The following is a 23,141-nucleotide window of genomic DNA, read 5'->3' as shown; positions in this document are numbered from 1 at the left end:
TGCGGCGGGTGACGCGCCGGCGTCCTGTCTGAGCCTGCTAGAGGCCGAGCTCGGCCAGACCGGGAAGCAGGGCGCGCGCGGACTCGCGGGCGAGCTGCGCCGTGCGCGCCCGGCGGGCCGCGTCCGCGGCCTCACGGCACTGGTCGAGGGTGTGCCGGGCCAGCGCGGCACGGACGAGCGGCAGCGACGGCGCGCCCATCGACAGCGACGTCACCCCCAGCCCGACCAGCACGCACGCCAGCGCCGGATCGCCCCCGGCCTCACCGCAGACACCGCACGGCCGGCCGCTGTCGGCGGCGGCCCCGGCGGCCACCGCGACCAGGTCGAGCACGGCGGGCTGCCACGGGTCCTGCAGGTGCGCCAGCCCGCCGATCTGGCGGTCGGCGGCGCAGGCGTACTGGGTGAGGTCGTTGGTGCCGATGCTGAAGAACTCCACCTCGGCGGCCAGGTCGCGGGCGCGCAGCGCCGCCGCCGGCACCTCGATCATGACGCCGGGGTGGTCGATCCCGGCGTCCCGGCACGCCTGGGCGAAGAACGCCGCCTCCTCGGCGTCGGTCACCATCGGCGCCATCACCTCGAGCCTGGCGGTGGTCCCGGCCGCGGCGCGGGCCAGGGCGCCGAGCTGCTCCGCCAGCACGTCCGGGTGGCTGCGCATCATGCGCAGGCCCCGCTCGCCGAGCGCCGGGTTGGGCTCCTCGCCGGGCGGCGGCAGGAACGCCAGCGGCTTGTCGGCCCCGGCGTCCAGGGTGCGCACCACCACCTTGCCTTTGGGAAACGCCTCCAGGACCTTGCGGTAGGCCTCCTCCTGCTCGGCGGCCGACGGCGGCGCGGCCCGGTCGAGGAACAGGAACTCGGTGCGGTAGAGCCCGACGCCCTCGGCGCCGTTGGCGACGGCGGCCTCCAGGTCCTGCGGGCCGCCGATGTTGGCCAGCAGCGGCACGAGGTGCCCGTCCTTGGTGCCGCCCGGCCCGGTCACCGACTTCAGGATCGCGGCGCGCGCGGCCGCCGCGTCCCGCGCCGCCCGCACCTCCTCGTCGGTCGGGTCGATGCGCACCGTCCCGGCGGCGCCGTCCACCAGCACCCGCGTGCCCTCGGTCATCCCGGTGCAGCCCGGGCACGCCACCACGGCCGGCACGCCCATGGTGCGGGCCAGGATCGCGGTGTGGCTGGTCGGGCCGCCCTCCAGGGTCACGAACGCCACCACCAGGGCCGGATCGAGCACGGCCGTGTCGGCGGGCGCCAGGTCACGCGCCACCAGCACGAACGGCTCGTCGGACTCCGGTACGCCCGGCATGGGGACGCCCAGCAGCCGGGCGACCGTGCGGTCGCGGATGTCGTCCAGGTCGGCCACCCGCGCGGCCAGGTACTCCCCGGCCCCGGCGAGCATCTCGCGGTAGGTGCCGAACGCCTCGTACACCGCCCGCGCCGCCGCCGTGCCCTCACCGATCTTGGCGGCGACACCGTCGGCCAGGCCCGGGTCGCGGGCCATCAGCGCCTGCGCGTTCAGCACGTCGCGGCCGTCGGTGTTGCCGACGTCGGCCGCGCGGACGGCCCGCGCCTCCAGGTCGGCGGCGACGGCTTCGAGGGCGGCCAGGGCGGCCGCGCGCTCGGCCTCGGCGTCACCGTCGTGCCGCGCCCCGGCGGGCGGCTCGGGCACGGCGCCCGCCACCACCCGTACCGGACCGGCGCCGACGCCGGGGCTGACGCCCGCGCCGCGCAGCGTGCCGCCCGCGGACGCCGTCGAGTCAGGCACTTTCCGGCTCCGGCTGCTTGAGCAGGGCCTCCAGCGTGTCGAGCAGTTCCTCGGCGCCGTCGCCCTCGGCGCGGATGACGACCTCCTCGCCGTGCCGGGCGTCCAGGCCCAGCACCGCCAGGATGCTCTTGGCGTTCACCGGCTCGCCGCCCGGCTTCGCCACGGTCACGTCGACATCGGCCTTGGCCGCGGTCTGCACGAACAGCGCGGCCGGGCGCGCGTGCAGCCCCACCTTGGACTCGATCTTGACGTTGCGCTGGCTCACAGCTACTCCTCATCGTCACCGCGCCCGGGTGGTTCCCGGCGCGGTCGGCCCCCGAACACCCGCAGGACGGGTCCCGGCGAGAGCTCCACTTCCTTCAGGTTCGCCACCAGATGGTCGGCCCCGTCCAGGGCCCGCGCCGGCTGGGTGGTCGTCACGCCGACGCACGTCATGCCCGCGGCCTTCACCGCGGCCACCCCCGCCGGGGCGTCCTCGAAGGCCACCGCGTCGGCGGGCGGCACGCCGAGCATCTCGGCCGCGGCCAGAAAGCCCTCCGGGTCCGGCTTTCCGGTGGCCACGTCCCCGGCGGTCACGGTCGCCGCCGGGAGCTCCAGGATGCCGAGGTCGTCCAGCAGGGCCTCGGCGTACGGGCGCTGCGCGGAGGTCACCACCGCCATCGGCACGCCCGCCTCGTGCAGGGCCCGGACGAGCTCGACCGCGCCCGGCACCGGCGCCACCGGCGGCATGTCCGGCGCGGCGCCGTACGACACCACCTGCGCGAACAGCTCGTCGACGGTGCGGCCGGGGAACAGGTGCGCCAGCTCGGACAGCACCTCCAGGCCGCGCCGCCCCGCGAACGAGGCGATCAGCGCCTCGTCGTGGGGGGCGCCGTGCGCCTGGAACAGCCGCGCCCACATGACGCGGTTGCGCGGCTCGGTGTCGACCAGGGTGCCGTCCAGGTCGAACACCGCGGCCCGCAGCGGAACCTCCGCCGGGCCGCGCCGCCCCTCGGCACCGGGCGGGACGTCGCTCAGCGCCATGTGAACAGCTCGGCCCCCTTCTCGACGGCTCCGGACTCCCTCACGTCGGACAACGCGTCGGCGGCGGCGTCCAGCGCCACCACCGCGCACACCGGCGACCGGCCGCCCGCCTCGATCACGGCGGGGTTCCAGCCCACCACGGGCTGCCCCGCCACGACCGCGTCGCCCTCGGCGACCAGCAGCTCGAACCCCTCGCCCTTGAGCTGGACGGTGTCCACGCCCAGGTGCACCAGCACGCCGTGGCCCTCGTCGTCGACGACGACGTAGGCGTGCGGGTGCAGCTTGACGATCGTGCCGGTCACCGGGGCGATGGCCTGACCGGGCGCGCGCTCGGGATCGACCGCGGTGCCGGGGCCGACCATGGCCTGCGCGAACACCGGGTCGGGCACTCCGGCCAGGCCGACGACGCGCCCGCCGACCGGTGACAGAACTCGCGTCATCGCGGGGCTCCCGGGGGTCAGTCCAGCAGGTCTTCGATGTCGCTGGCGATGGTGTCGGCCTCCGGCCCCACCACCACCTGCACGACGTTTCCGCTGCGCATCACGCCGAACGCGCCCGCGGCCTTCAGCCCGGCCTCGTTCACCAGGTCCGCGTCCGAGACCACGGTGCGCAGCCGGGTGGCGCACGGTTCGATCTCGTCGATGTTGTCGGCGCCGCCCAGCGCGGCGATGATGGCCTCGGCCTTGTCCATCCGCTCGTCCCTTTCCTGGATGATCCCGGGGAAACCTGGCGGACCCGGGGGGAGTCCGCTAGTCGGTCTGGGTGACCTTGTTGAGCCCGCGAGGCACGTCGGGGTCGACGCCGAGCGCCCGGGCCAGCGCCTCCACCAGCAGCTGCCCCGGCACGATCAGCCCCAGCGGCGCGACCCATTCGGGCAGGTCGGGGCCCGGCAGCGCGCGCGAGCACGCGTCGGCCAGCCCCTCGCCGCCGCCGATTCCGTACGCCTGGGCGCCCGCCCCGCGCACCCGGCGGGCCAGCGCCACCGTGCCGGCCAGGGTCGGCCCGGAACCGGCGGCGACCAGCAGGGCGGGCGTCCTGTCGTCCACCACCGCGATCGGGCCGTGCAGCAGGTCGGCGTACGACAGGCCCATGGCGTGCAGGTAGCACGCCTCCTTGATCTTCAGGGCCAGTTCCAGTGCGGTGCCGAACGCGATGCCGCGTCCGGACACCACCGCGCCCTGCACCGCGGCCAGCTCCGCGACGATCGCGGGCAGCGCCTCGGCCGCCTCGGTCACCGCGATGAGCCGCGCCACCTCGTCCGGCACCCGGCGCAGATCGGCCTGGTCGACCTCGGCGCCGAGGCCGAGGGCCAGCACCGCCAGCGCGGCCAGCTGGGTGGTGTAGGTCTTGGTGGCCGGGACGGCGAGCTCGTCCCCGGCCTCGGTGACCAGCGCGACCTCGGCGGCCTCGGCCAGCGGGGACGCGGCGCCGTTGGTGACCGCGACGGTGCGGGCGCCGCAGGACGCCGCCCACTCCAGGGTCTCGACGATCTCCTCGGTCTTGCCGGACTGGCTGATCGCCACGGCCAGCACGCCGGACAGGTCGACGCGGCTGCGGTAGGCGGTGGCGATGGACGGCGCGGCGAGCGTGGCGAGCCGTCCGGTGTGCGACTCCACCAGGTACCGCCCGTACACCGCGGCGTTGTCGGACGACCCGCGCGCGATGAACAGCACCTGGCGGGTGCCCCGGGCCAGCAGGCCGACGTCGGACATGCGCGGCAGCAACGCCTCGATGGTGCGGGCCAGGGCGTCCGGCTGGTCGCCGATCTCGGCCCGCATGCGGCTGGTGGTCATGAACCCCCCTGGAACACGTTGCGCCCTTGGAAAACGATGTGCCCCTTGACCCAGGTGGCACGCGCCCGGTGGTCGGGCCCGAGCCACACCAGGTCGGCGGCCGCGCCGGGTGCGACGCGGCCGAGGTCGGGGCGGCCGAGCAGGTCGGCCGGGACGCGGGTGGCGGCGTCGACCGCGGTGACCGGGTCGACCCCGAGGGCGATCGCGTTGCCGATCGCGGCGTCCAGCCGCAGCGCCGAACCGGCGATCGTGCCGTCGGCGCGCAGCGGCGGCCCCTCGGCGGGCAGCTCGATCGGCTCGCCGCCCAGGTCGTAGGTGCCCGGCGGCATGCCCGCGGCGGCCGCGGCGTCGGTGACCAGCACGATCCGTCCGGCGGCGGCCGCGAAGACCACGCGGGCCGCGACGTCCGACACGTGGTGCAGGTCGAGGATGAGGCCCGGGTGCAGCCGCGGGTCGGCCAGCGCCTGCGCGGCGACGCCGGGTTCGCGGTGGTGGACGCCGCTCTGAGCGTTGAAGATGTGGGTGACCTTGCGGGCGCCCGCGTCGGCGGCCCGCGCGACCTGCTCGGCGGTCGCGTCGCTGTGCCCGACGCTGACCAGCACGCCGTGCTCGACGAGCGTCCCGATCGCCTCGATCGCGCCGTCCCGTTCGGGCGCGAGGGTGACCAGCTTGACCAGGCCGGTCTCCAGGAGGGTCGCGACCGCCTCGGGCGTGGGGTCGGCGAGCCAGTCGGCGTTGTGCGCGCCCTTGCGCTCGGCCGACAGGAACGGCCCTTCGAGGTGGACGCCCAGCACGCGGGCTCCGTCCGGCAGGGCGGGCAACAGGTCGCGGGCGCGGCGCAGCGCCTCGGCCTGCGTCGCGACCGGCGCGGTGATGAACGTGGGCAGGAACGCGGTGACGCCCGTCTCGGGGAGCCGCCGGACGATCTCGTGCCAGCCGGCCTCGTCCGCGTCCGCCAGGTCGTGGCCGAAGTAGCCGTTCACCTGAAGGTCGACCAGGCCGGGGGCGAGCGTGCCGGCGGGCAGGTCCACGTCCGGCGGTGCGGGCGGGGCGCCCTCGCCGACCTCGGTGATCACCCCGTCCGCCACGCGGACGTATCCCGGGGACAGCAGGCGGGTGGGACCGTCGCCGTCGGGGGCGGCGATCAGGTTCTTCGCGGCGAGGAGCAGTGCTGCCATGGGGGTGCTCTCCGTGCGGAGGTGACGGCGCTCTGGACTGGTCTAGTCCGGACTAGACCAGTCGTCACCATACTCCACCAAACGGACAGAGCGAAGATGCCGGGGGCAAGTCTCCGGGAACGGACCCCGCCGCTCTCCCGGACGAGCCGCCGCCCCGGACGGGCCCACCAAGATCGCCCGGCGACTGCCGCCATGGTGGCTGACCTGCAGTTTCGCAATGTTCTGGCTTAATCCGGCCGTTATCCATCTGTGCATTGACATGACGTTTAATGCTGTGGTCTAGTCCGGCCTAGACCAGTACGTACCTAGGTATCCGGCTCCGGACCCCGAGGACGACGACCACGTGACAGCCATCGACCCGCACAGTCCCGTCCCGAAGTACTTCCAGCTCCGGGCGATCCTGCTCGACCTGATCGAGTCGGCGGAGCTGCCGGTGGACACGCCGATCCCGTCCGAGCGCGAGCTGTGCGTCCGGTACGGGCTGTCCCGGATGACCGTCCGGCAGGGCGTCGACCAGCTCGTCTCCGAGGGGCGGCTGTACCGGGTGCCGGGCAAGGGCACCTTCGTCGCCCGACCCAAGATCGAGATGCCGCTGCGGCTGGTCTCGTTCACCGAGGACATGCTGGCCCGCGGGCTGCGGCCGGGCGCGGTCGACCTGGACCGGCGCACGATCGCCGCCGACGCCCACCTGGCGCGGCTGTTCAACGTCGAGCCCGGGACCCGCGTCCACGTCATCGAACGGCTGCGCACCGCCGACGGCCAGCCGATGGCGCTGGAGCGGGCGCACATCCTGGCCTCGCTCGCTCCCGACCTGCTCGACCGGCGGCTGGCCGACCGTTCCCTGTACGGCGTCCTGGAGGCGGTCTACGGCGTGGTGTTCGACGCCGGAGACCAGACCATCGACGCCGCCGTGGCCGACGCCACGGAGGCCCGTCATCTGCAGATACCCCGCGGCAGCGCCGTCCTGCTCCTGCGGCGACGCTCCTACACCGGTGGCGTGTGCGCGGAACTGGGCGTGTCGACCTACCGGGCCGACCGCTACCAGATCCGCACGTCCCTCGGAAACCCGCCATCGCGCACGTAGCACTCCCCCGGCTACAAGGAGGAAAACCCGATGAGTTCCACAACCGCAGTGGGCGGGACCGCGGCACCAGGCCGCGGGTCGGCCGCCCTGGCCGTCCTCCAGCGCATCGGCCGCAGCCTGATGCTGCCGATCGCCGTCCTGCCCGCGGCCGGCCTGCTCCTGCGCCTCGGCCAGCCGGACGTGATCGGCACCGACAAGGCGGCCGACCCGTGGATCAGCTTCTCCGGCGCCGACCGGGTCGCGCAGGTCTTCTCCGGCGCCGGGGGCGCGCTGTTCGACTGGATGCCGCTGCTGTTCGCGGTGGGCGTCGCCGTGGGCTTCGCCAAGAAGTCCGACGGCTCGACCGGGCTGGCCGCCGTCGTCGGCTACCTGGTCTTCCACTACGTCAGCATGAACGTCTTCTTCGTCCGGTTCGACGACGACCTCAAGGCCAAGATCGGTAAGCAGCTGTTCGATCCGGACAACCCGGGCAAGCCCAACCTGGTGCTGGACCTGGCCGCCCAGAACCCCACCCGGGTGCTCGGCGGCATCCTCATCGGGCTCGTCACCGCCCTGCTCTACCAGCGCTTCTACCGGATCAAGCTGCCGACCTGGCTGGCGTTCTTCGGCGGCCGCCGGTTCGTCCCGATCATCACCGCGTTCACCGCGATGATCCTCGGCGTGGTGTTCGGCTTCGTCTGGCCGGTGCTCGGCAAGTGGCTCACCAACTTCGGCGAGTGGATGGCCGACAACAGCACGATCGGCGCGGGCGTCTACGGCGTGATCAACCGGCTGCTGCTGCCGCTCGGCCTGCACCACATCCCCAACAACGTCGTCTGGACGCAGATCCCCGAGTGCACCGTCAACGGCAAGACCTACGCCGGCGACCTGAACTGCTACCTCAACGGCGCCGACGGGGCGGGCTGGTCGATGACCGGCTACTTCCCGGTCCTGATGTTCGCGCTGCCCGCCGCCGCGCTGGCCATGTGGCGCGCCGCGCCGCCGCACCGCCGCTCGGCCGTCGGCGGCATCATGTTCTCCGCCGCGCTGACCGCGTTCGTCACCGGCATCACCGAGCCCATCGAGTTCGCGTTCATCTTCGTGGCGCCGGTCCTGTTCGGCGTGCACGCCGTGCTCACCGGCATCTCCATGGCCGTCGCGGACGCGCTCGACATGAAACTGGGCTTCAGCTTCTCCGCCGGCGGCATCGACATGCTGATCAACGGCTCGAAGGACAACACCCACAACCTGCTCGCGTTGATCATCATGGGGCTGGTCTACGCGGCGATCTACTACCTGCTGTTCAGCTTCCTGATCCGCAAGATGAACATCCCCACCCCCGGCCGCGAACCGGAGGGCGAGGAGTCGGCCGCGGCCGACCCCGCCGCCTCCCCGGAACTGGCCGGCTCGGGCAAGAAGGCGGGCCGCTCGAAGAAGGGCGACGCCGCGGAGACCAGCACGTCGTAGTCACCTTCTGACGAGTCCTCCCACCTCCCGCCCTCAGGAGGACTCCGGCCGCGGCGGCGGGCTCGACAGCCCGCCGCCGCGGCCTTTCTCGTTCCCACACCGTCCCCCACGCGGCCTTTCTCGTTCCCACACCGTCCCCCACACGGCCTTTCTCGTTCACGCGCCGCCCCCCATGCGGCCTTCTGTCGTTCACGCGCCGTCTCGCATGCCGCCCGCCCCTCCTGGGGGCACCCGCTCGCGCCAAGGCTCGCGGGCGGTAGGTCGCGGAGCGCGGCGAGGCCGAGGGCGCCGCCCGGGGCTGGCCCCTTGACCGCATCCGGCCAGCACGTATCAGACGGACCGTCCGCGGCTCCTTGTAGTCGGCGCCCTTCCCCTCCGGGCGCCCCGACACGAGGAGAGCACCATGCGCGAGCAGTTCCGCCCCACCGACGGCGCCCTGGCCCTCCGCTGGACTCACGAGCCCGGGCCACGTCCCGTACGCGCCGTCGCGCCCCCGGCTCGCGGCCGCGACCGGGCACCCCTCCACCTGGCCGAACGCTCGCCCCAGGAAGAGTTGCGCGGCGCGGCCACCGCCATCGTCCACCTGGTCACCGAGGTCCTGGCGGGGACGCGCACCCTGCACCACCTGTCCCGCCGCGCCGCCCCGGAGGTCTGCCACGTGCTGGCCGCCCACCCGCTCCCGCTCGCCTCCGGCGCCCGCACCGCGCCACCGCGCGTCCTGACGACCTGGCTCCAGGAACCCGCCCCGGACGTCGCCGAGACCGGCGCCGTGGTCGTCCTCGCCGGCCACGTCCAGGCCCTCGCCCTCCGCCTCGAACGCCACCGGGGCCGCTGGCGATGCACCGCCCTGGAGACGACCACCCCGCCCCAACACGCGGGACGGTCCACCACCTCGCGCCCGCGGCCTCCTGCGCCGGTTTCACCGCCGACGCCGCGTCCGCGCCCCTCGAAGAGACCGCAGCCGCGCGCCGCGAATCCGCCCCGTCGCCGCGACACCTGACCGCAACCGGCCATCGCCCGAATGGCCCGTCCCACCCGCGCCATCCGGACCACCCGCAACCAGCGTCCACCCGGCCAACGTCCCCGACCGGCCTGACCACACGCCCCGGCCAGACGCTCTCAGGGGCATGTAGCAAAGCCAGGCCGACGGCGCCGGCGCGCCCAGCCGCCGCCCGGCAGCGACGTCCACCCGGCCAACATCGCTGACCGACCTGACCACACGCCCCGGCCAGACGCTCTGGGACCGCGTAGCAAACAGCGCTGGCGCGTCCAGCCGCCGCCCGGGAGCGGCGTCCACTCGGCCGGCCTCGCCGACCGGCCTGGTCGCGTGCCCCGGTTAGACGCTCTGGGAGCGAGTAGCGAAGTCAGGCCGATGGCGTGGGCGCGGCGGCCGCCGGACGGGGGCGGCCGAAGCGTGCGTGACGTGCCGGACGACGGGGTGGCGGGACCGGACGTGGCCGGCCGCCCGCGGGACGCACGATGTCACGGCATCTCCGGCTCGTCGCGGCGGCCGAGCGCGTCCACCTCGGTCACCTGCGCGTCCGCCGCGTCCGGCGTGGGAAGGGAGTGGTGAGGCCCGAGGTGGCTTCCCGGCCGCGCTCGGGAGTGCCGAGAACGCGAAGCGGCCTCCCGGGCGGTGCCTGGGAGGCCGCTGTCAGGTCGTGCGGGCTACTTGTTGCGCGGGTCGCCGTGGCAGCGCTTGAACTTCTTGCCCGAGCCGCACGGGCACGGGTCGTTGCGGCCGACGCCCTCGTACGGGTCCGCGGCCTCCTCGCTGTGGTGCTCCACGCCGCCCTCGCCGTCGACGGTGGGCGCGGAGTAGTCCAGCTTCTTGGGACGCTGCGGCTTCTCCAGGCCCTTGGCGCGGATGGCGGGCGCCTCGTGCTCGCCCTCCTCGCCCTCCTCGGCCGCCGGGGCCTCCTCCTCGGCGCCCTCGGCCGGGGCGGTCTTGGACACCTCGACCGGGGCGGCGCCGACCTTGGGCGCCTGCGGCTGCTCCTCGACCTCGACCTCGAGGTTGAACAGGTAGCCGACCGACTCCTCCTTGATGCCGTCGAGCATCGCGTTGAACATGTCGTAGCCCTCCCGCTGGTACTCCACCAGCGGGTCGCGCTGCGCCATGGCCCGCAGTCCGATGCCCTCCTGCAGGTAGTCCATCTCGTACAGGTGCTCGCGCCACTTGCGGTCGAGCACCGACAGCACGACGCGGCGCTCCAGCTCGCGCATGACCTCCGCGCCGAGCTCCTCCTCGCGGGCGTCGTAGGCGGCCTGGGCGTCCTTGCGGACCCGCTCGGCCAGCGTCTCGGCGTCCAGGTTGGAGATGTCGCCGCCGATCTCCTCGGTCAGGTCCTCGACGCTGAACGAGATCGGATACAGCTGCTTGAACGCCTTCCACAGCTTGTCGAGGTCCCACTCCTCGGCGAAGCCCTCGCCGGTGGCGCCCGCGACATAGCCCTCGACGACCTCGTCGATCATGTTGCGGACCTGCTCGTGCAGGTCGGCGCCCTCCAGCACCTTGCGGCGCTCGGCGTAGATGACCTGCCGCTGCCGGTTGAGCACCTCGTCGTACTTCAAGACGTTCTTGCGCATCTCGAAGTTCTGCTGCTCGACCTGGCCCTGCGCCGACTTGATCGCGTTGGACACGATCTTGGACTCGATCGGCACGTCGTCCGGGATGTTCAGGCGCGTCATGATCGCCTCGACCCGGGCCGAGTTGAACAGCCGCATCAGGTCGTCCTCCAGCGACAGGTAGAACCGGGACTCGCCCGGGTCGCCCTGCCGTCCGGACCGGCCGCGCAGCTGGTTGTCGATGCGCCGCGACTCGTGCCGCTCGGTGCCCAGCACGTACAGGCCGCCGCTCTCGACGACCTCCTCGTGCTCGCCCTTGACGGCCTCCTTGGCCTTCTCCAACGCCTCCGGCCAGGCCGCCTCGTACTCCTCGGGCGTCTCCAGCGGCGACAGGCCGCGCTGGTGCAGCTCCAGGTCGGCGCGGAAGTCGGGGTTGCCGCCGAGCATGATGTCGGTACCGCGACCGGCCATGTTGGTGGCCACGGTGACCGCGCCCTTGCGGCCCGCCTCGGCGACGATCGCCGACTCCTGCTCGTGGTGCTTGGCGTTCAGCACCTGGTGCGGGATGCCGCGCCGCTTGAGCATCTTGCTCAGCCGCTCGGACTTCTCCACCGAGGTGGTGCCGACCAGCACCGGCTGGCCCTTCTCGTGCCGCTCGGCGATGTCGTCGACGACCGCCTCGAACTTGGCCTGCTCGGTCTTGTAGACCACGTCCGGGACGTCCTTGCGGACCATCGGCTTGTTGGTCGGGATCGGCACGACCCCGATCTTGTAGGTCTTGTTGAACTCGGCCGCCTCGGTCATGGCGGTACCGGTCATCCCGGACAGCTTGTTGTACAGGCGGAAGTAGTTCTGCAGCGTGATCGTGGCGAGGGTCTGGTTCTCGTCCTTGATCGGCACGCCCTCCTTGGCCTCGATGGCCTGGTGCATGCCCTCGTTGTACCGGCGGCCGTGCAGGATGCGGCCGGTGAACTCGTCCACGATCAGGACCTCGCCGTTCATCACGACGTAGTCCTTGTCGCGCTTGAACAGCTCCTTGGCCTTCAGCGCGTTGTTGAGGAAGCTGACCAGCGGGGTGTTGACCGAGTCGTAGAGGTTGTCGATGCCGAGCCAGTCCTCGACCTTCTCCACGCCGGACTCGGTGATGCCGACCGTGCGCTTCTTCTCGTTGACCTCGTAGTCGCCCGGGCCGTACTTGTCCACCTCGCCGGGAATCGGCTCGGCGCGCTTGAGCCGCGGCACGATCTTGGCGAACTCCGTGTACCACTTGGAGTTCTGCTCGGCCGGCCCCGAAATGATCAGCGGGGTCCGGGCCTCGTCGATCAGGATCGAGTCGACCTCGTCCACGATCGCGAAGTTGTGGCCGCGCTGGACGCACTCCTCCAGGCTCCAGGCCATGTTGTCGCGCAGGTAGTCGAAGCCGAACTCGTTGTTGGTGCCGTAGGTGATGTCGGCGTTGTAGGCGGCGCGCCGCTCCTCGGGCGTCATCTGCGGGAGGATGACGCCGACCTCCAGGCCGAGGAACTGGTGCACGCGCCCCATCCACTCGGCGTCGCGCTTGGCCAGGTAGTCGTTGACGGTGACGACGTGCACCCCGTCGCCGGACAGCGCGTTCAGGTACGCCGGCAGCACCGCGGTGAGCGTCTTGCCCTCACCGGTCCGCATCTCGGCGATGTTGCCCAGGTGCAACGCGGCGCCGCCCATGACCTGCACGTCGAAGTGCCGCTGGCCGAGCACGCGGCGGGCCGCCTCACGGGCGGTGGCGAACGCCTCCGGCAGCAGGTTGTCCAGGGACTCGCCGTCTGCGATGCGCTCCCGATACTTGTCGGTCAGCTCGCGCAGCTCGGCGTCACTCATCTCGAGGAAGTCCTCCTCGATGGAGTTGACCTGATCCGCGAGCTTCTTGAGCTTGCGCAGGGTTTTACCTTCGCCCGCACGAAGAATCTTGTCGATGACCGGTGGCACTCTCAAGGCTCCTTGCAGATCGTGGGTCACCGCCGCTCGGCGGCACGCACACCACACGTACGATGCCATCGTAGGCGAGTCTCAGGATGGTCTAGGTCACTCCACGACGCAATCCAGCGCGCACTCCGTTTGACCTTTCCGTCCCGAGGAAGGTGTCTCGGCATACCCGAGGGGAGGCGTTCGATGACGGAAGGACAACCGCAGGAGGGGCACGGCTCGCACGCCGGACGGCCCAGTTCGTGGGTCGCGGTCGGCATTATGATCACCGGGTTCCTGGTCGGCGGATTCGCCCTGTGCATGGGCCCGGCCTGGGTCGGGTTCTGGGTCGGCGTGGGCATCGTGGTGGTCGGCTTCATCGTCGGCGGGATGGTGCACATCTTCTCCGACGTGGTGGTGGACGCGCCCCGGGTCATCCCGGAGATCGTCGACTACTCCGTCTTCGGCACCCGCACCGACAAGCGCCGCGGCGGGCTGGCCGGCGAGACCCTGGACAAGCCCGTCCGCAGCGACAGCCAGCGCACCCCCCACGGCTGACCGGCGCGAATTTTTACCCGGCGCGCCTACCGCGCCAGGCCGGCGTTGACGTTACCGAGAAGTTCCGTTGGGTTCATGCGTTCGACGCGTACGGCGTCGCAGCCGACCCAGTCCGCCGCGTTCCACAGCGCCGTGCACAGAGCGGCGACGGACGACTCCGTACGGGCGGCCGTCCGTGTCGCCCATGGCTCCAGCGACGCCTGACGGACCACCAGGGTCGTGCCTTCGCGGGCCGGATCGACGCGCCCGATGAGCCGTCCCCCGGCCAGCACGGGCATGGTGAAGTAGCCGTGGACCCGCTTGGCCTTCGGCACATAGGCCTCCAGCCGGTGGTCGAAGCCGAACACGCGGGACGTGCGGGCCCGGTCCCAGACCAGTGAGTCGAACGGGGACAGCAGCGTCGTGACGTGCCGTCCGCGCGCCGGGGCGGAGAGCGCCTCGGGGTCGGCCCAGGCGCCGTTCCGCCATCCCGCCACGCGCACCGGCACCAGTCCGGCCGCCTCGACCACCGCGTCGACCTGCTCGGCCTTGATCCGGAAGTAGTCGGCCAGGTCCGCGCGGGTCGCCACGCCCAGGGCCCGCCCGGCGTGCGCGACCAGCCGGGTCAGGCACGTCTCGTCGTCCGGCTCCTCGGCCAGCAGGTCGGCGGGGACGGCGCGTTCGGCCAGGTCGTACACCCGCCGCCAGCCGACCCGCCGCACGCACACGACCTCGCCGATGTCCAGCAGCCACTCAATGGCGATCTTGTGGTCGCTCCACTGCCACCAGTCCCCGCCCGACTTGGCGCCGCCCAGCTCCTTCGTGGTGAGCGGCCCGTCGACGCGCAACCGCTTGAGCACGTCGTCGCACACGCCCTCGGGCACCTTGTGCCACCGCCACCCCCGGCGGCGGAACGCACGCCGCCTGAAGGCGAAGAACGGCCACTCCGACATCGGCAGCACGGACGCCGCATGCGCCCAGTACTCGAATCCGGTGCCGTCGCCCCAGTACGCCTCCTCGACCGCCGTCCTCCCGACCGGTCCGAGGCGCGCGTAGGGCACCAGCTCGTGGGAGCGCGCGAGCACGGAGATCGTGTCCAGCTGGACGGCCCCCAGCCGCCGCAGAACCCCCGGCACACCGCCGCGCCTGCCGTCCGTCCCGAGCAGCCCTTGCGCCCGAAGCTGCAGCCGCCGCACCTCGTCCGCACTGATGTCGATGTCCGTCACCCGCCCGATGCTAACCCCAAACACCGACAAACCCAGATAGCTGGTGACCCTCCCCACCCCGACCCCCGCCCCACCCCGCTAGCCCCAGGCCCCAGCAACCCACAAGCAGAGGCTCGGCCGCACGGGGAGACTGGCCGGACCCGGCCGCCGTCCCGCCACACCGCCGCCCAACGCAGGCCCGGCCGCACGGGGGCCACAGACCGCCCCCCACCCGCCATCCCGCCACACCATCACCCAACGCAGGCCCGGCCGCACGGCGGCCACAGACCGCCCCCCACCCGCCATCCCGCCACACCATCACCCAACGGAAGCTCGGCCGGACGGGGGCACTGGCCGGACCCGGCCGCCATCCCGCCACACCGCCGCCCAACGGAAGCTCGGCCACACGGGGGCACTGGCCGGAACCCGGCCGCCATCCCGCCACACCGCCGCCCAACGCAGGCCCGGCCGCACGGCGGCCACAGACCGTCCCCACACGTCACCCCGCCACACCGCCGCCCAACGGAAGCTCGGCCACACGGGGGCGCTGGCCGGACCCGCGCGTCATCCGCCGCACCGTCCGACGGAGGCGCGGCCGGACCCGCGCGTCGTCTCGTCAGCGGCCGTCCTCTGTGGCCGGGCAGCGCGGGTGCGCGGACCCTCTGCCTGCAGGCTCCCGGTGGGGGCGGGCAGCGCCGCGATCGACGGGATGGTGCCGTGCGCACGGATCTTTCGGTCGCGCGGCGCATTACGTCTCGCGTAATCGATCTACGGCCGCGTGGCTGGCAGGGTCGCGGCATGGAACGCGTACTGGAAGCGGCTGCGAGCGGCCGCGTCGTCTGGGGAGCGCTGGCGTTGGCCGCACCCGGTCTCAACGTGAAGCTGGCGGGAATGGGCGACCGGGAGACGCCTGAGCTCAGGTACATGATCCGGGTCTTCGGCAGCAGGGCCCTCGCGCTCGGTCTGGGTTACCTGCTGAGCGATCCGCCGGCACGGCGACGCTGGCGCAGGCTCTGCCTGGTGGTGGACGTCTGCGACACCGCGGCCGGGGTCGCCCACCTGGTTCGCGGGGACGTGCCGCGCCGATCGGCGGCGGGCCTGGCGGCGATCACAGGCGGCTACGCAACCCTGGGCCTCCTGGCCCTGCGGAGAGACCTGCACGCCGCCGCCGACTGACCAGCACGCCGCCGACCGACCCGGCCCTGCGCAGAGACCTGCACACCATCACCGGCTGACATAGCCACAGCCGGTTGACCTAGCCCTGCGAACTGACTGCACGCCCCCGCCGACTGACTGCACGCCTCCGCCGACTGACCTGCACGCCGCCAGCCGACCCGGCCCTGCGCAGAGACCTGCACACCATCACCGGCTGACATAGCCACAGCCGGTTGACCTAGCCCTGCGAACTGACTGCACGCCCCCGCCGACTGACCTGGCAAACACCTACTGACGGTGATGATGTAGATGAGCCGTCTCTCGGCGGGGTCTGCCCCAGCGACTGACTGGCTTCGGGTCTTCAACGGGATGTGTCGGCCTCGGCCGGGAAGTGCGCCCTGCCGACTGACTGCCCCAGCGGACTGACCTGCCCTGCCGACTGACTTGCCCTAGCGGACTGATCTGGCCGCCGCCGACTGACCTGGCCGCCGCCGGCTGACCTGGCCCTGCGGGCTGACGGCATGCTGCCGCTGGCTGACCTTGGTCCGTCCGTGGGCGCGGGCCTGCCTCAGGTGATTTCCAGGAGTTTTTCCCGTACGGCGTAGACGACCGCTTCCATGCGGGAGTGCAGTTGCAGTTTCTCCAGGATGTTGCGGACGTGGTTCTTGACGGTGTTCTCCGAGATGTACAGCTCGCGGGCGATCTCCCGGTTGCCGAGGCCGCGGGCGACCAGCCGCAGCACCTCCATCTCGCGGTCGGTGAGCCGGGGTGCGGGGACCTGCTGCTGCCGCTCCTCGCTGCGCTTGGCGAGCGCCGCGAACTCGGTGATCAGCTTGGAGGCCATGGACGGGCTGATCAGCGACTGGCCGCCGTGCACCGCGCGCACCGCCTGGGGGACCTCGTCGATGGAGATCTCCTTGAGCAGGTAACCGGTGGCCCCGGCCTTGATCGCCTCGAAGAGGTCCTCCTCCTCGTCGCTGATGGTCAGCATCACGATCTTCGCGCTGGGCGCCGCGTCCTTGATCGCCGTGCACGCCTCGATGCCGCTGCGGCGGGGCATGCGGATGTCCATCAGGACGACGTCGGGCAGCAGGTCGCCGGCCATCTCGACCGCCTCGTGACCGTCCCCGCCCTCGCCGATGACCTCGATGTCGGGCTCGTCCTGCAGCACCATCTCCAGGCCGCGCCGGAACAACGCGTGATCGTCCACGATGAGCACGCGGATGGGGTCGGCGGGGCCCTGCGCGTCGCCCCTGCCGCCGCCGCCCGCGGCCTGACGGGGCACCGCGGCGGCGCCGCGAGCCTCGGGATTCTCGCTCACCTGAGTCGCGGCGTGCAGGAGAACGCCGCTTCCCCCCTTCACTGTCAGCGATCTGGTCTTCCGGAGGGTTACGCGGGGCGGTGGCCCCGGGCGATGCGGCGCGGGGCGCGAGCCACGCGCAGCGGGCACGCGTGGCGCGCGTGCCCTTCGCCCCGGACCACCGCGTCCGCGGCTTGCTGAGTTACGCCTTTCTAGATCATGACATGCCCTGGCCGGTGACGTGCCGCAAGTGCCGCATCACTCTTCGACAAGGCGGATGACTCCGTAGTCCCAGCCGCGCCGCCGATAGACCACGGAGGGGTGGCCGGTGGACTTGTCGCGGAAGAGGTAGAAGTCGTGCCCCACCAACTCCATCTCGAACAGGGCCTGCTCGATGCCCATCGGTTCGGCCCGGTGGAACTTCTCGCGCACGATGAGCGGGCCGTCGCCCTCCATGGGGATCGGGACAAGGTTCTCGTGTGATTCGGCCGGCTCCTCCCGGCGCGTCTCGAGCTCGGCGGCCGCCGTGGTGGCGACGGACCCTGGTTCGGCGAGCGGCGGGCCCGCCGGCTCGGGCAGCGGCTCCATCTTGGCGAGCTTCGCGGGGGCGCGGCTGCCGTGGTGCACCTTGCGCCGGTCGCTCTGCCGGCGCAGCCGGTTCTCCAGCTTGTCCATGGCCACGTCGAGGGCTCCGTAACGGTCCTCGGCCGCGGCCTCGGCGCGGATGACAGGCCCCCGGGACCGGATCGTGAGTTCGACCCGCTCACGCTGGTCGGCCAGGCGCGGGTTGCGCTCCTGGGAGACCTCCACGTCCACCCGGATGACCTTCTGGTTCAGTCGCTCGATCTTGGCCAGCTTGCCGTCGACATGCCGTCGGAACCTGTCGTCGACATCGGTATGACGGCCCCTGACGATGATGTCCACGCGGGACCCCCCTTCTCCCGGAGATGACGGACTCGCGTTGTCGGGGTCGCACCCGCCCGGCCGACCTGGTCTTCGTCCCCACATCCGCCTGCTGAGGGTCTCGCGGCGCTCTCGCCACTACTCCCCTTCTCCCTGCTCGGGGGATGTCGGACCCCCCGACGGGGCAGGACTTACCTCTAAGGCGCACCGTGATCGGTCGACGAGAAGTCGCCTTACGTGGGCCGTTTCGCCTGCGCCTGGCATCGGCTAGCCGGACCGGCGGACGTGCTCGCGACGAGCACCGCGGTCCGACGCAACCACGGACCCGGGCGGGTGCCATGTCAGGAACGCTAACCCCTTACGCCACGAATGTCAGGGGGGTGGCGGCAGGAAATACTCACGGTGCGTCATCGCGGGACCTCCTTCCGGCGTGCGCGAACGCCCGCGGGGAGCGCTCACGACCCGTGATCCGCCGACCCCACAGGGCCTCCGCCCCGATCCGATCGAGCAGGTCACGCCGACCTGACGGGACGGTGAGACTTCAAAGACCGTCCCCATCCCGCAACTCGATGTGACCCAAATAACCCAAACAATCCGGCCACCAACGCCAAGCCGAACCATCCCTAGTTACGCTCGGCAACTACCAACCGGTTCAACCCACCTCACGAAGATTCTCACCACCCCCGCCCCACAAGCCCCCATACACACTCGACCGCTCCCCCAGCGTCCACTAATCCCCGACCGCCCTCCCCGGGCCACTACTCGCAACAAGCTGCCAGCGCTCGGGACATTCACCACGGCCTCGGGTGGGGCGTTGGCCTCGGGTGGGGCGTTGGCCTCGGGTGGGGCGTTGGCCTCGGGGGGGCGTTGGCCTCGGGGGGGTTGGTTGGGGTGTGCTTGCTGGGTGGGGGTGGTTGTTAGGGGGTGGGGGGAGGGTGGGTTCGGCGGGGGGTGGTGGCTAGGGTGGCGGTGGCTATTACGGTGGCGCCTGCTTCGGTGAGGGCGCGGGCGGCTTCGGTCAGGGTGGCGCCGGTGGTGATGACGTCGTCCACGAGGACGACGCGGTGGCCGGGGAGCGGGCGTCTGGGTTCGAGGGCGTCCTTGAGGTTGGTGGCGCGTTCGGCGGCGGTCAGTCCGGCCTGGTCGGCCACTCGGCGACGGTGGCGCAGGGCGTCCAGGCGGACGAGTCCTGTGGTGCGCAGTTCGCGGAGGGCCGCGTCGGTCATGCGGCGGGTGGGGTCGTGGCCTCGCTGCCGGACGGCTGATCGTGCCGAGGGCACCGGGACGAGGGCCGTAGGCGGATCTCGCGGGCTGCCCGGCTCGGACAGGGCGGCCTGGACGGCGCGGGCCAGTGCGGCGCCCAGGGGGCGGGCGAGCTCCGTCCTGCCGCGTTCCTTGTGGGCGACCAGCATCGAGCGGACGGGGCCCTCGTAGGCCGCCACCGTCCACGGGCACGGCAGGCCGGGCGGAAGGGACGTCGGCCACGTCACGCGGCGGGCGGGGGTTTCCAGCCAGGTCGCGCAGCGCCGGCACAGCAGGCCGGCGGCGACGCCGCAACCGGCGCACAGTTCCGTCAGGACGAGGTCGAGCAGGTCGTTGAGGAATCGCATGGCTCGACGATGCCGGGCGAGCCGTCGCCCTCAACAGGGAGCGTCGAGATTGTGGATAACTTCGCGGCGAGGGTGATCTTGAGTGCGGGTCACTGGGCGTAGGTGGGGTCGCTGCCGGGGATGGCGCAGACCCATTCGCTGAACTGGTCGCGGTGGGAGCGCTGGCGGCAGACGCGGGTCTCGTGGGACGAGCGGGTACCGACGAGGACCGGCGACTTGGGGGCGGCGGCGATCGTCCGGGGCATGCCCAGGGCGCCGACTCCGAGGGAGCTGATGGCGCCGCCGCTCACCGGGACGAGGTAGGGCAGCGGTTGGGAGTCGGACTTGGCGCGCCCGAGGACGGCCAGGGTGCCGTAGTCGCGCCAGGACAGGTCGATGGCGTCCTGGAGTTCGGAGCTGACCGGGAGGAAGGAACCGACCTCGACGCCGCCGTCAGGGCGGCGGACGATGCGGCCTATGTGGACCTGGGCGCGGCGGTCCATTTTCACGATGGCGGCCACGCGGACGCCGTCGCGGGCCACGCGCAGGGCCAGGACCTGGCGTCCGCCCAGGCCCCAGTGGGCGGCGCGCACGGGGGCGCGGCCGCGTTGCCGTAGCCAGAGCGTGGAGCGGTCCTTGGTGGTCTCGACCGTCCAGAGCACGCCGTTGCGGTCGAAGGACGGGGCGGTGAAGCGGGCATCCGGGTCGCTGCGGGTCAGCAGGGGCTGGATGTCGGTGGATCCGGCGACCAGGGTTCCGGCCAGCACCTGGCCGGAGTCGGGGCTGAGCCCGGCGACCTCCTGGTAGTCGGGGGTGACGGCGGGACGGACCAGGCGCCCGGCCGCTCCGGTGACGATGGGCTGCGGCAGGTCCCCGGCGAGCTGGCTCAGGTGGCCCGCGGCGCCGATGAGATAGGCGCTCTGGGGGTCGGAGCGTTCCTCGGACGACTCGCCGTCGGGTGCGTTGGCCGCCCACGCGCGGACGGGCTGGGTGGCGCTGACACCCTCGGGCGTGACGGTCTCGCCCTCGATCTGCAGCTTGAACTGCTTGACCTCCGACAGCTGCCGCAGCGTCCAGCCGAGCTGGGCGGACATTCGTTCGGGGCTGCCGGAGCGGGCCTGCCGGGTCAGGTCGACGGTCGCCACGTCCTTGCTGATCGTGATGCCGCCGCGCAGCCGCGTGCCGGGCGGGAAGGCGCTGCGGACGGCCGGCGCCAGCCACGAGGTGGGGCCGACGAGCAGGGCCTGGACGAGCCGGTTGGGCAGGTCCTGCCGGTTGGCCAGCGGCAGGAAGATGGCGTTGGGGACGAGGGTGCGCCCGTCCGGCCCGAAGAAGTACAGGTTGACGGTGCGGAAGGCGCGGTCCACGTCGGCCTTGGTGAGCAGCAGCCCGCCGCGTACCTCGGTGGGCAGCTCGGTGATGCGCCACAGCCCCTGCTGGGTCTTGCCCAGCTGGAAGGTGACCTCGACGTGCTTGGGGTCGGCGGTGTACTGGCCGTCCGGCCCGATGGTGCCGAGCTGGTCGCCCTCCAGCCGGACGGTGGCCTGCGCGCCGCTCTCCTTGACGACGATGGGCTGGTCGCGGTTCTGGAAGACGGTGACGGCGGGGCGCAGGCCGGGCCGCCAGCCGGTGGCCGGGGAGACGTACTCGCGCGCCACCTTCTGGTCGTCGTCGAAGCTCGCCGAGGCGGCCAGGAACCCCGACACGATCTCGGCCGGGCCCCATTCGGCGCGGGGCCGTACCGGGACGAGCCGCACGTACGGGTCGTCGACCTGCTCGGACCGGTCGACCGGACGCCCGGACACGACGCGTCCCCCGGTGGGCACGGTGGCGCAGCCGGTGACCATCAGCAGCGACAGCGCGGCGGCCAGCGCGCCCCGCGGCGGCCTCACCCGGATCAATCCCCGGCCTCCCCGGTCTCTGCGGCCCTCCCGGCCGAGCCGCGCGATCAATCCCCCGCCTCCAGTTCGGCGAAGACGGCCCGGGCGTCGCGGGCTCCCGGCGGGACGAGGGGCAGCGGGGAGCCGCGCAGTTCGGCGCCCGCCACACGCGGCAGCGACAGCCGGAACTGCGAGCCCTTGCCGGGTTCGCCCCACGCCTGCAGCCAGCCGCCGTGCAGCTGGGCGTCCTCCCGCGAGATCGACAGGCCGAGCCCGGTGCCGCCGGTGGTGCGGGCCCGGGCGGGGTCGGCCCGCCAGAACCGGTCGAACACCATCTGGCTCTCGCCGGGTTTGAGGCCCACGCCGTGGTCGCGCACCGCCACGGCGACCGCGTCGCGGTCGGCGGCGACGGAGACGATGATGTCCTCACCCTCGCCGTGCTCGACGGCGTTGACGAGCAGGTTGCGCAGGATGCGCTCGACGCGGCGGCGGTCCACCTCGGCCATGCACGGCTCGCCGGGCAGCTGCAGGACGACCTTGCTGCCCTTGCGTTCGGCCAGGCCCTGGATGTCGCCGACGGCGCGCAGCACCAGGTCGCGCATGTCGAGCGACTCGGCGTCCAGGGTGGCGGCGCCCGCGTCGTGGCGGCTGATCTCCAGCAGGTCGGCCAGCAGCGCCTCGAACCGCTCCAGCTGGCTCTGCAGCAGCTCGGCGGAGCGTCCGACGGCCGGGTCGGCGAAGGTGTCGCGGTACTCGTAGAGCATGTCGGCGGCGATGCGGATGGTGGTCAGCGGGGTGCGCAGCTCGTGCGAGACGTCCGACACGAACTGCCGCTGCACCTGCGACAGGTCCTCCAGCTCGCCGATCTTCTCCTGGAGGTTGGCGGCCATCTCGTTGAACGAGGTGGCCAGGCGCGCCAGGTCGTCCTCGCCGCGCACCCGCATGCGTTCTTCGAGCCGTCCGGCGGCCAGCCGTTGCGCGCCCTGGGCCGCGAGCCGCACCGGGATGACGACCTGCCGCGTGACGAGCGAGGCGATGGCGGCCAGCAGCAGCACCAGCACCGCGCCCACGGCCAGCAGCGACCAGGCCACCCGGGTGAGGGTGCGCTCCTCCTGGGTGAGCGGGAACAGGTAGTACAGCTCGAACTGGCCGGTCTTGCCGCCGACGATGAGACCGGGCTCGCGGTCGCGGCCGATATAGGACAGCCTGCCGAAGGTGTAGTCGCGCGCCCCGGTCGGCCCGCGGCGCAGCTCCTCGCGCAGCCGCGGGGGGACGCTCTCCTGGCGCAGCTCGTTGGTGGCGTAACCGTCGTAGTAGGGATTCTTGGCGTCGCGGATATAGATCTCGTACAGCCCGGACGGCCCGCTGCGGGCCTTGAGGGCGTTGACGACGCTCTCCAGCCGGCCGCCGTCGTCGGTGGCGGGGCCGCCCAGGTCGCGCTGCACCATCCCGAGGCCCTCGTCGAGCTGGAGCATCGCCGCCTTGATCTTGCCCTCCATCAGGGCGGCGGAGATCTGCTGCTGCAGGAACGCGCCCAGGATCGCCACCACGACCGCCGAGATCAGCAGCGTGGACGTGACCACCCGGATCTGGATGGAACGGCGCCAGCGGGTGTAGGCCCGTCCGACCCCACGGCGCAGGACCCGCCGGGACGCCCTCAGCCCGCGCCGCGCGACACGCTTGGCCGCGTTCATCACCGCACCACTCCCCCGGCGGGACGCCGCGTCGCCCCCGGGGCGTGCGTCATCGCGGCGCGGTGACGGTTGCGGGCCCGGGGGGTCACCGG

Annotated in this window: 19 protein-coding genes; 5 read left to right on the top strand and 14 right to left on the bottom strand. The window is 72.5% G+C overall.

Features of this window, described 5'->3' with window-relative positions:
• Nucleotides 1–37 precede the first annotated feature (37 nt).
• The 7 genes from ptsP to nagA are packed head-to-tail and all read right to left on the bottom strand — an operon-like array spanning nucleotide 38 to nucleotide 5,747.
• Nucleotides 38–1,753, bottom strand: a complete 1,716-nt coding sequence (gene ptsP / locus ABD811_RS29855) for a phosphoenolpyruvate--protein phosphotransferase (protein ID WP_344954431.1) — start codon at nucleotides 1,751–1,753, stop codon at nucleotides 38–40.
• Complete coding sequence (locus ABD811_RS29850) at nucleotides 1,746–2,018, bottom strand: HPr family phosphocarrier protein (protein ID WP_344954429.1); 273 nt, start codon at nucleotides 2,016–2,018, stop codon at nucleotides 1,746–1,748. The genes ptsP and ABD811_RS29850 overlap by 8 nt, the downstream gene beginning before the upstream one ends.
• 2 nt (nucleotides 2,019–2,020) lie before the next feature.
• Nucleotides 2,021–2,776, bottom strand: coding sequence for an HAD family hydrolase (locus tag ABD811_RS29845; protein WP_344954427.1), 756 nt, complete (start codon nucleotides 2,774–2,776; stop codon nucleotides 2,021–2,023).
• The gene (locus ABD811_RS29840) at nucleotides 2,767–3,216 is read right to left on the bottom strand and encodes a PTS sugar transporter subunit IIA (protein WP_344954425.1); all 450 of its coding nucleotides are present in this window, start codon (nucleotides 3,214–3,216) and stop codon (nucleotides 2,767–2,769) included. The genes ABD811_RS29845 and ABD811_RS29840 overlap by 10 nt, the downstream gene beginning before the upstream one ends.
• Before the next feature lie 17 nt (nucleotides 3,217–3,233).
• Nucleotides 3,234–3,467, bottom strand: a complete 234-nt coding sequence (locus tag ABD811_RS29835; RefSeq protein WP_344954423.1) for a PTS sugar transporter subunit IIB — start codon at nucleotides 3,465–3,467, stop codon at nucleotides 3,234–3,236.
• Nucleotides 3,468–3,525: 58 nt separating this feature from the next.
• Nucleotides 3,526–4,569: an SIS domain-containing protein gene (locus ABD811_RS29830; protein ID WP_344954421.1), complete on the bottom strand. Its 1,044-nt coding sequence runs from the start codon at nucleotides 4,567–4,569 to the stop codon at nucleotides 3,526–3,528.
• Nucleotides 4,566–5,747: an N-acetylglucosamine-6-phosphate deacetylase gene (gene nagA, locus ABD811_RS29825; RefSeq protein WP_344954419.1), complete on the bottom strand. Its 1,182-nt coding sequence runs from the start codon at nucleotides 5,745–5,747 to the stop codon at nucleotides 4,566–4,568. The genes ABD811_RS29830 and nagA overlap by 4 nt, the downstream gene beginning before the upstream one ends.
• A 343-nt stretch (nucleotides 5,748–6,090) precedes the next feature.
• On the opposite strand from nagA, the gene ABD811_RS29820 reads away from it, so the two are divergent.
• The 3 genes from ABD811_RS29820 to ABD811_RS29810 all read left to right on the top strand — a co-directional run bounded on the left by ABD811_RS29820 (nucleotide 6,091) and on the right by ABD811_RS29810 (nucleotide 9,277).
• Nucleotides 6,091–6,831, top strand: a complete 741-nt coding sequence (locus ABD811_RS29820) for a GntR family transcriptional regulator (protein ID WP_344954417.1) — start codon at nucleotides 6,091–6,093, stop codon at nucleotides 6,829–6,831.
• A 30-nt stretch (nucleotides 6,832–6,861) separates the two neighbouring features.
• On the top strand, nucleotides 6,862–8,277 hold the full coding sequence (locus ABD811_RS29815; protein WP_344954415.1) for a PTS transporter subunit EIIC: 1,416 nt from the start codon (nucleotides 6,862–6,864) through the stop codon (nucleotides 8,275–8,277).
• A gap of 403 nt (nucleotides 8,278–8,680) precedes the next feature.
• Entirely contained in the window at nucleotides 8,681–9,277 is a 597-nt protein-coding gene (locus ABD811_RS29810) for an Rv3235 family protein (protein ID WP_344954413.1), read from the top strand.
• A gap of 668 nt (nucleotides 9,278–9,945) precedes the next feature.
• On the opposite strand, the gene secA is transcribed toward ABD811_RS29810, so the two are convergent.
• Nucleotides 9,946–12,810, bottom strand: a complete 2,865-nt coding sequence (secA, locus tag ABD811_RS29805; RefSeq protein WP_344954977.1) for a preprotein translocase subunit SecA — start codon at nucleotides 12,808–12,810, stop codon at nucleotides 9,946–9,948.
• A 183-nt stretch (nucleotides 12,811–12,993) separates the two neighbouring features.
• Between secA and ABD811_RS29800 the strand changes: the two genes are divergently transcribed.
• Complete coding sequence (locus ABD811_RS29800) at nucleotides 12,994–13,344, top strand: HGxxPAAW family protein (RefSeq protein ID WP_344954410.1); 351 nt, start codon at nucleotides 12,994–12,996, stop codon at nucleotides 13,342–13,344.
• A 26-nt stretch (nucleotides 13,345–13,370) separates the two neighbouring features.
• Here the strand turns inward: ABD811_RS29800 and ABD811_RS29795 are convergent, their stop codons facing one another.
• Entirely contained in the window at nucleotides 13,371–14,549 is a 1,179-nt protein-coding gene (locus ABD811_RS29795; protein WP_344954408.1) for a winged helix-turn-helix domain-containing protein, read from the bottom strand.
• Nucleotides 14,550–15,326: 777 nt separating this feature from the next.
• Between ABD811_RS29795 and ABD811_RS29790 the strand changes: the two genes are divergently transcribed.
• Entirely contained in the window at nucleotides 15,327–15,704 is a 378-nt protein-coding gene (locus ABD811_RS29790; protein WP_344954406.1) for a hypothetical protein, read from the top strand.
• Nucleotides 15,705–16,251: 547 nt separating this feature from the next.
• Here ABD811_RS29790 and ABD811_RS29785 read toward each other — a convergent pair.
• The 5 genes from ABD811_RS29785 to mtrB form a co-directional block, all read right to left on the bottom strand.
• Nucleotides 16,252–17,004, bottom strand: coding sequence for a response regulator (locus tag ABD811_RS29785; RefSeq protein ID WP_425549475.1), 753 nt, complete (start codon nucleotides 17,002–17,004; stop codon nucleotides 16,252–16,254).
• A gap of 237 nt (nucleotides 17,005–17,241) precedes the next feature.
• Nucleotides 17,242–17,907: a ribosome hibernation-promoting factor, HPF/YfiA family gene (gene hpf, locus ABD811_RS29780; RefSeq protein WP_344954404.1), complete on the bottom strand. Its 666-nt coding sequence runs from the start codon at nucleotides 17,905–17,907 to the stop codon at nucleotides 17,242–17,244.
• A gap of 896 nt (nucleotides 17,908–18,803) precedes the next feature.
• On the bottom strand, nucleotides 18,804–19,496 hold the full coding sequence (locus ABD811_RS29775) for a ComF family protein (protein WP_344954402.1): 693 nt from the start codon (nucleotides 19,494–19,496) through the stop codon (nucleotides 18,804–18,806).
• An 89-nt stretch (nucleotides 19,497–19,585) separates the two neighbouring features.
• Nucleotides 19,586–21,367: an LpqB family beta-propeller domain-containing protein gene (locus ABD811_RS29770; RefSeq protein ID WP_344954400.1), complete on the bottom strand. Its 1,782-nt coding sequence runs from the start codon at nucleotides 21,365–21,367 to the stop codon at nucleotides 19,586–19,588.
• 56 nt (nucleotides 21,368–21,423) lie between these two features.
• On the bottom strand, nucleotides 21,424–23,049 hold the full coding sequence (gene mtrB / locus ABD811_RS29765) for an MtrAB system histidine kinase MtrB (protein WP_344954398.1): 1,626 nt from the start codon (nucleotides 23,047–23,049) through the stop codon (nucleotides 21,424–21,426).
• Nucleotides 23,050–23,141: the final 92 nt, after the last annotated feature.

Source organism: Actinomadura miaoliensis (assembly GCF_039536785.1).
Taxonomy (GTDB): Bacteria; Actinomycetota; Actinomycetes; order Streptosporangiales; family Streptosporangiaceae; genus Spirillospora; species Spirillospora miaoliensis.
Note: the sequence above shows the minus strand (reverse complement) of the source record. Positions and strands in the feature narration are given on the sequence as shown.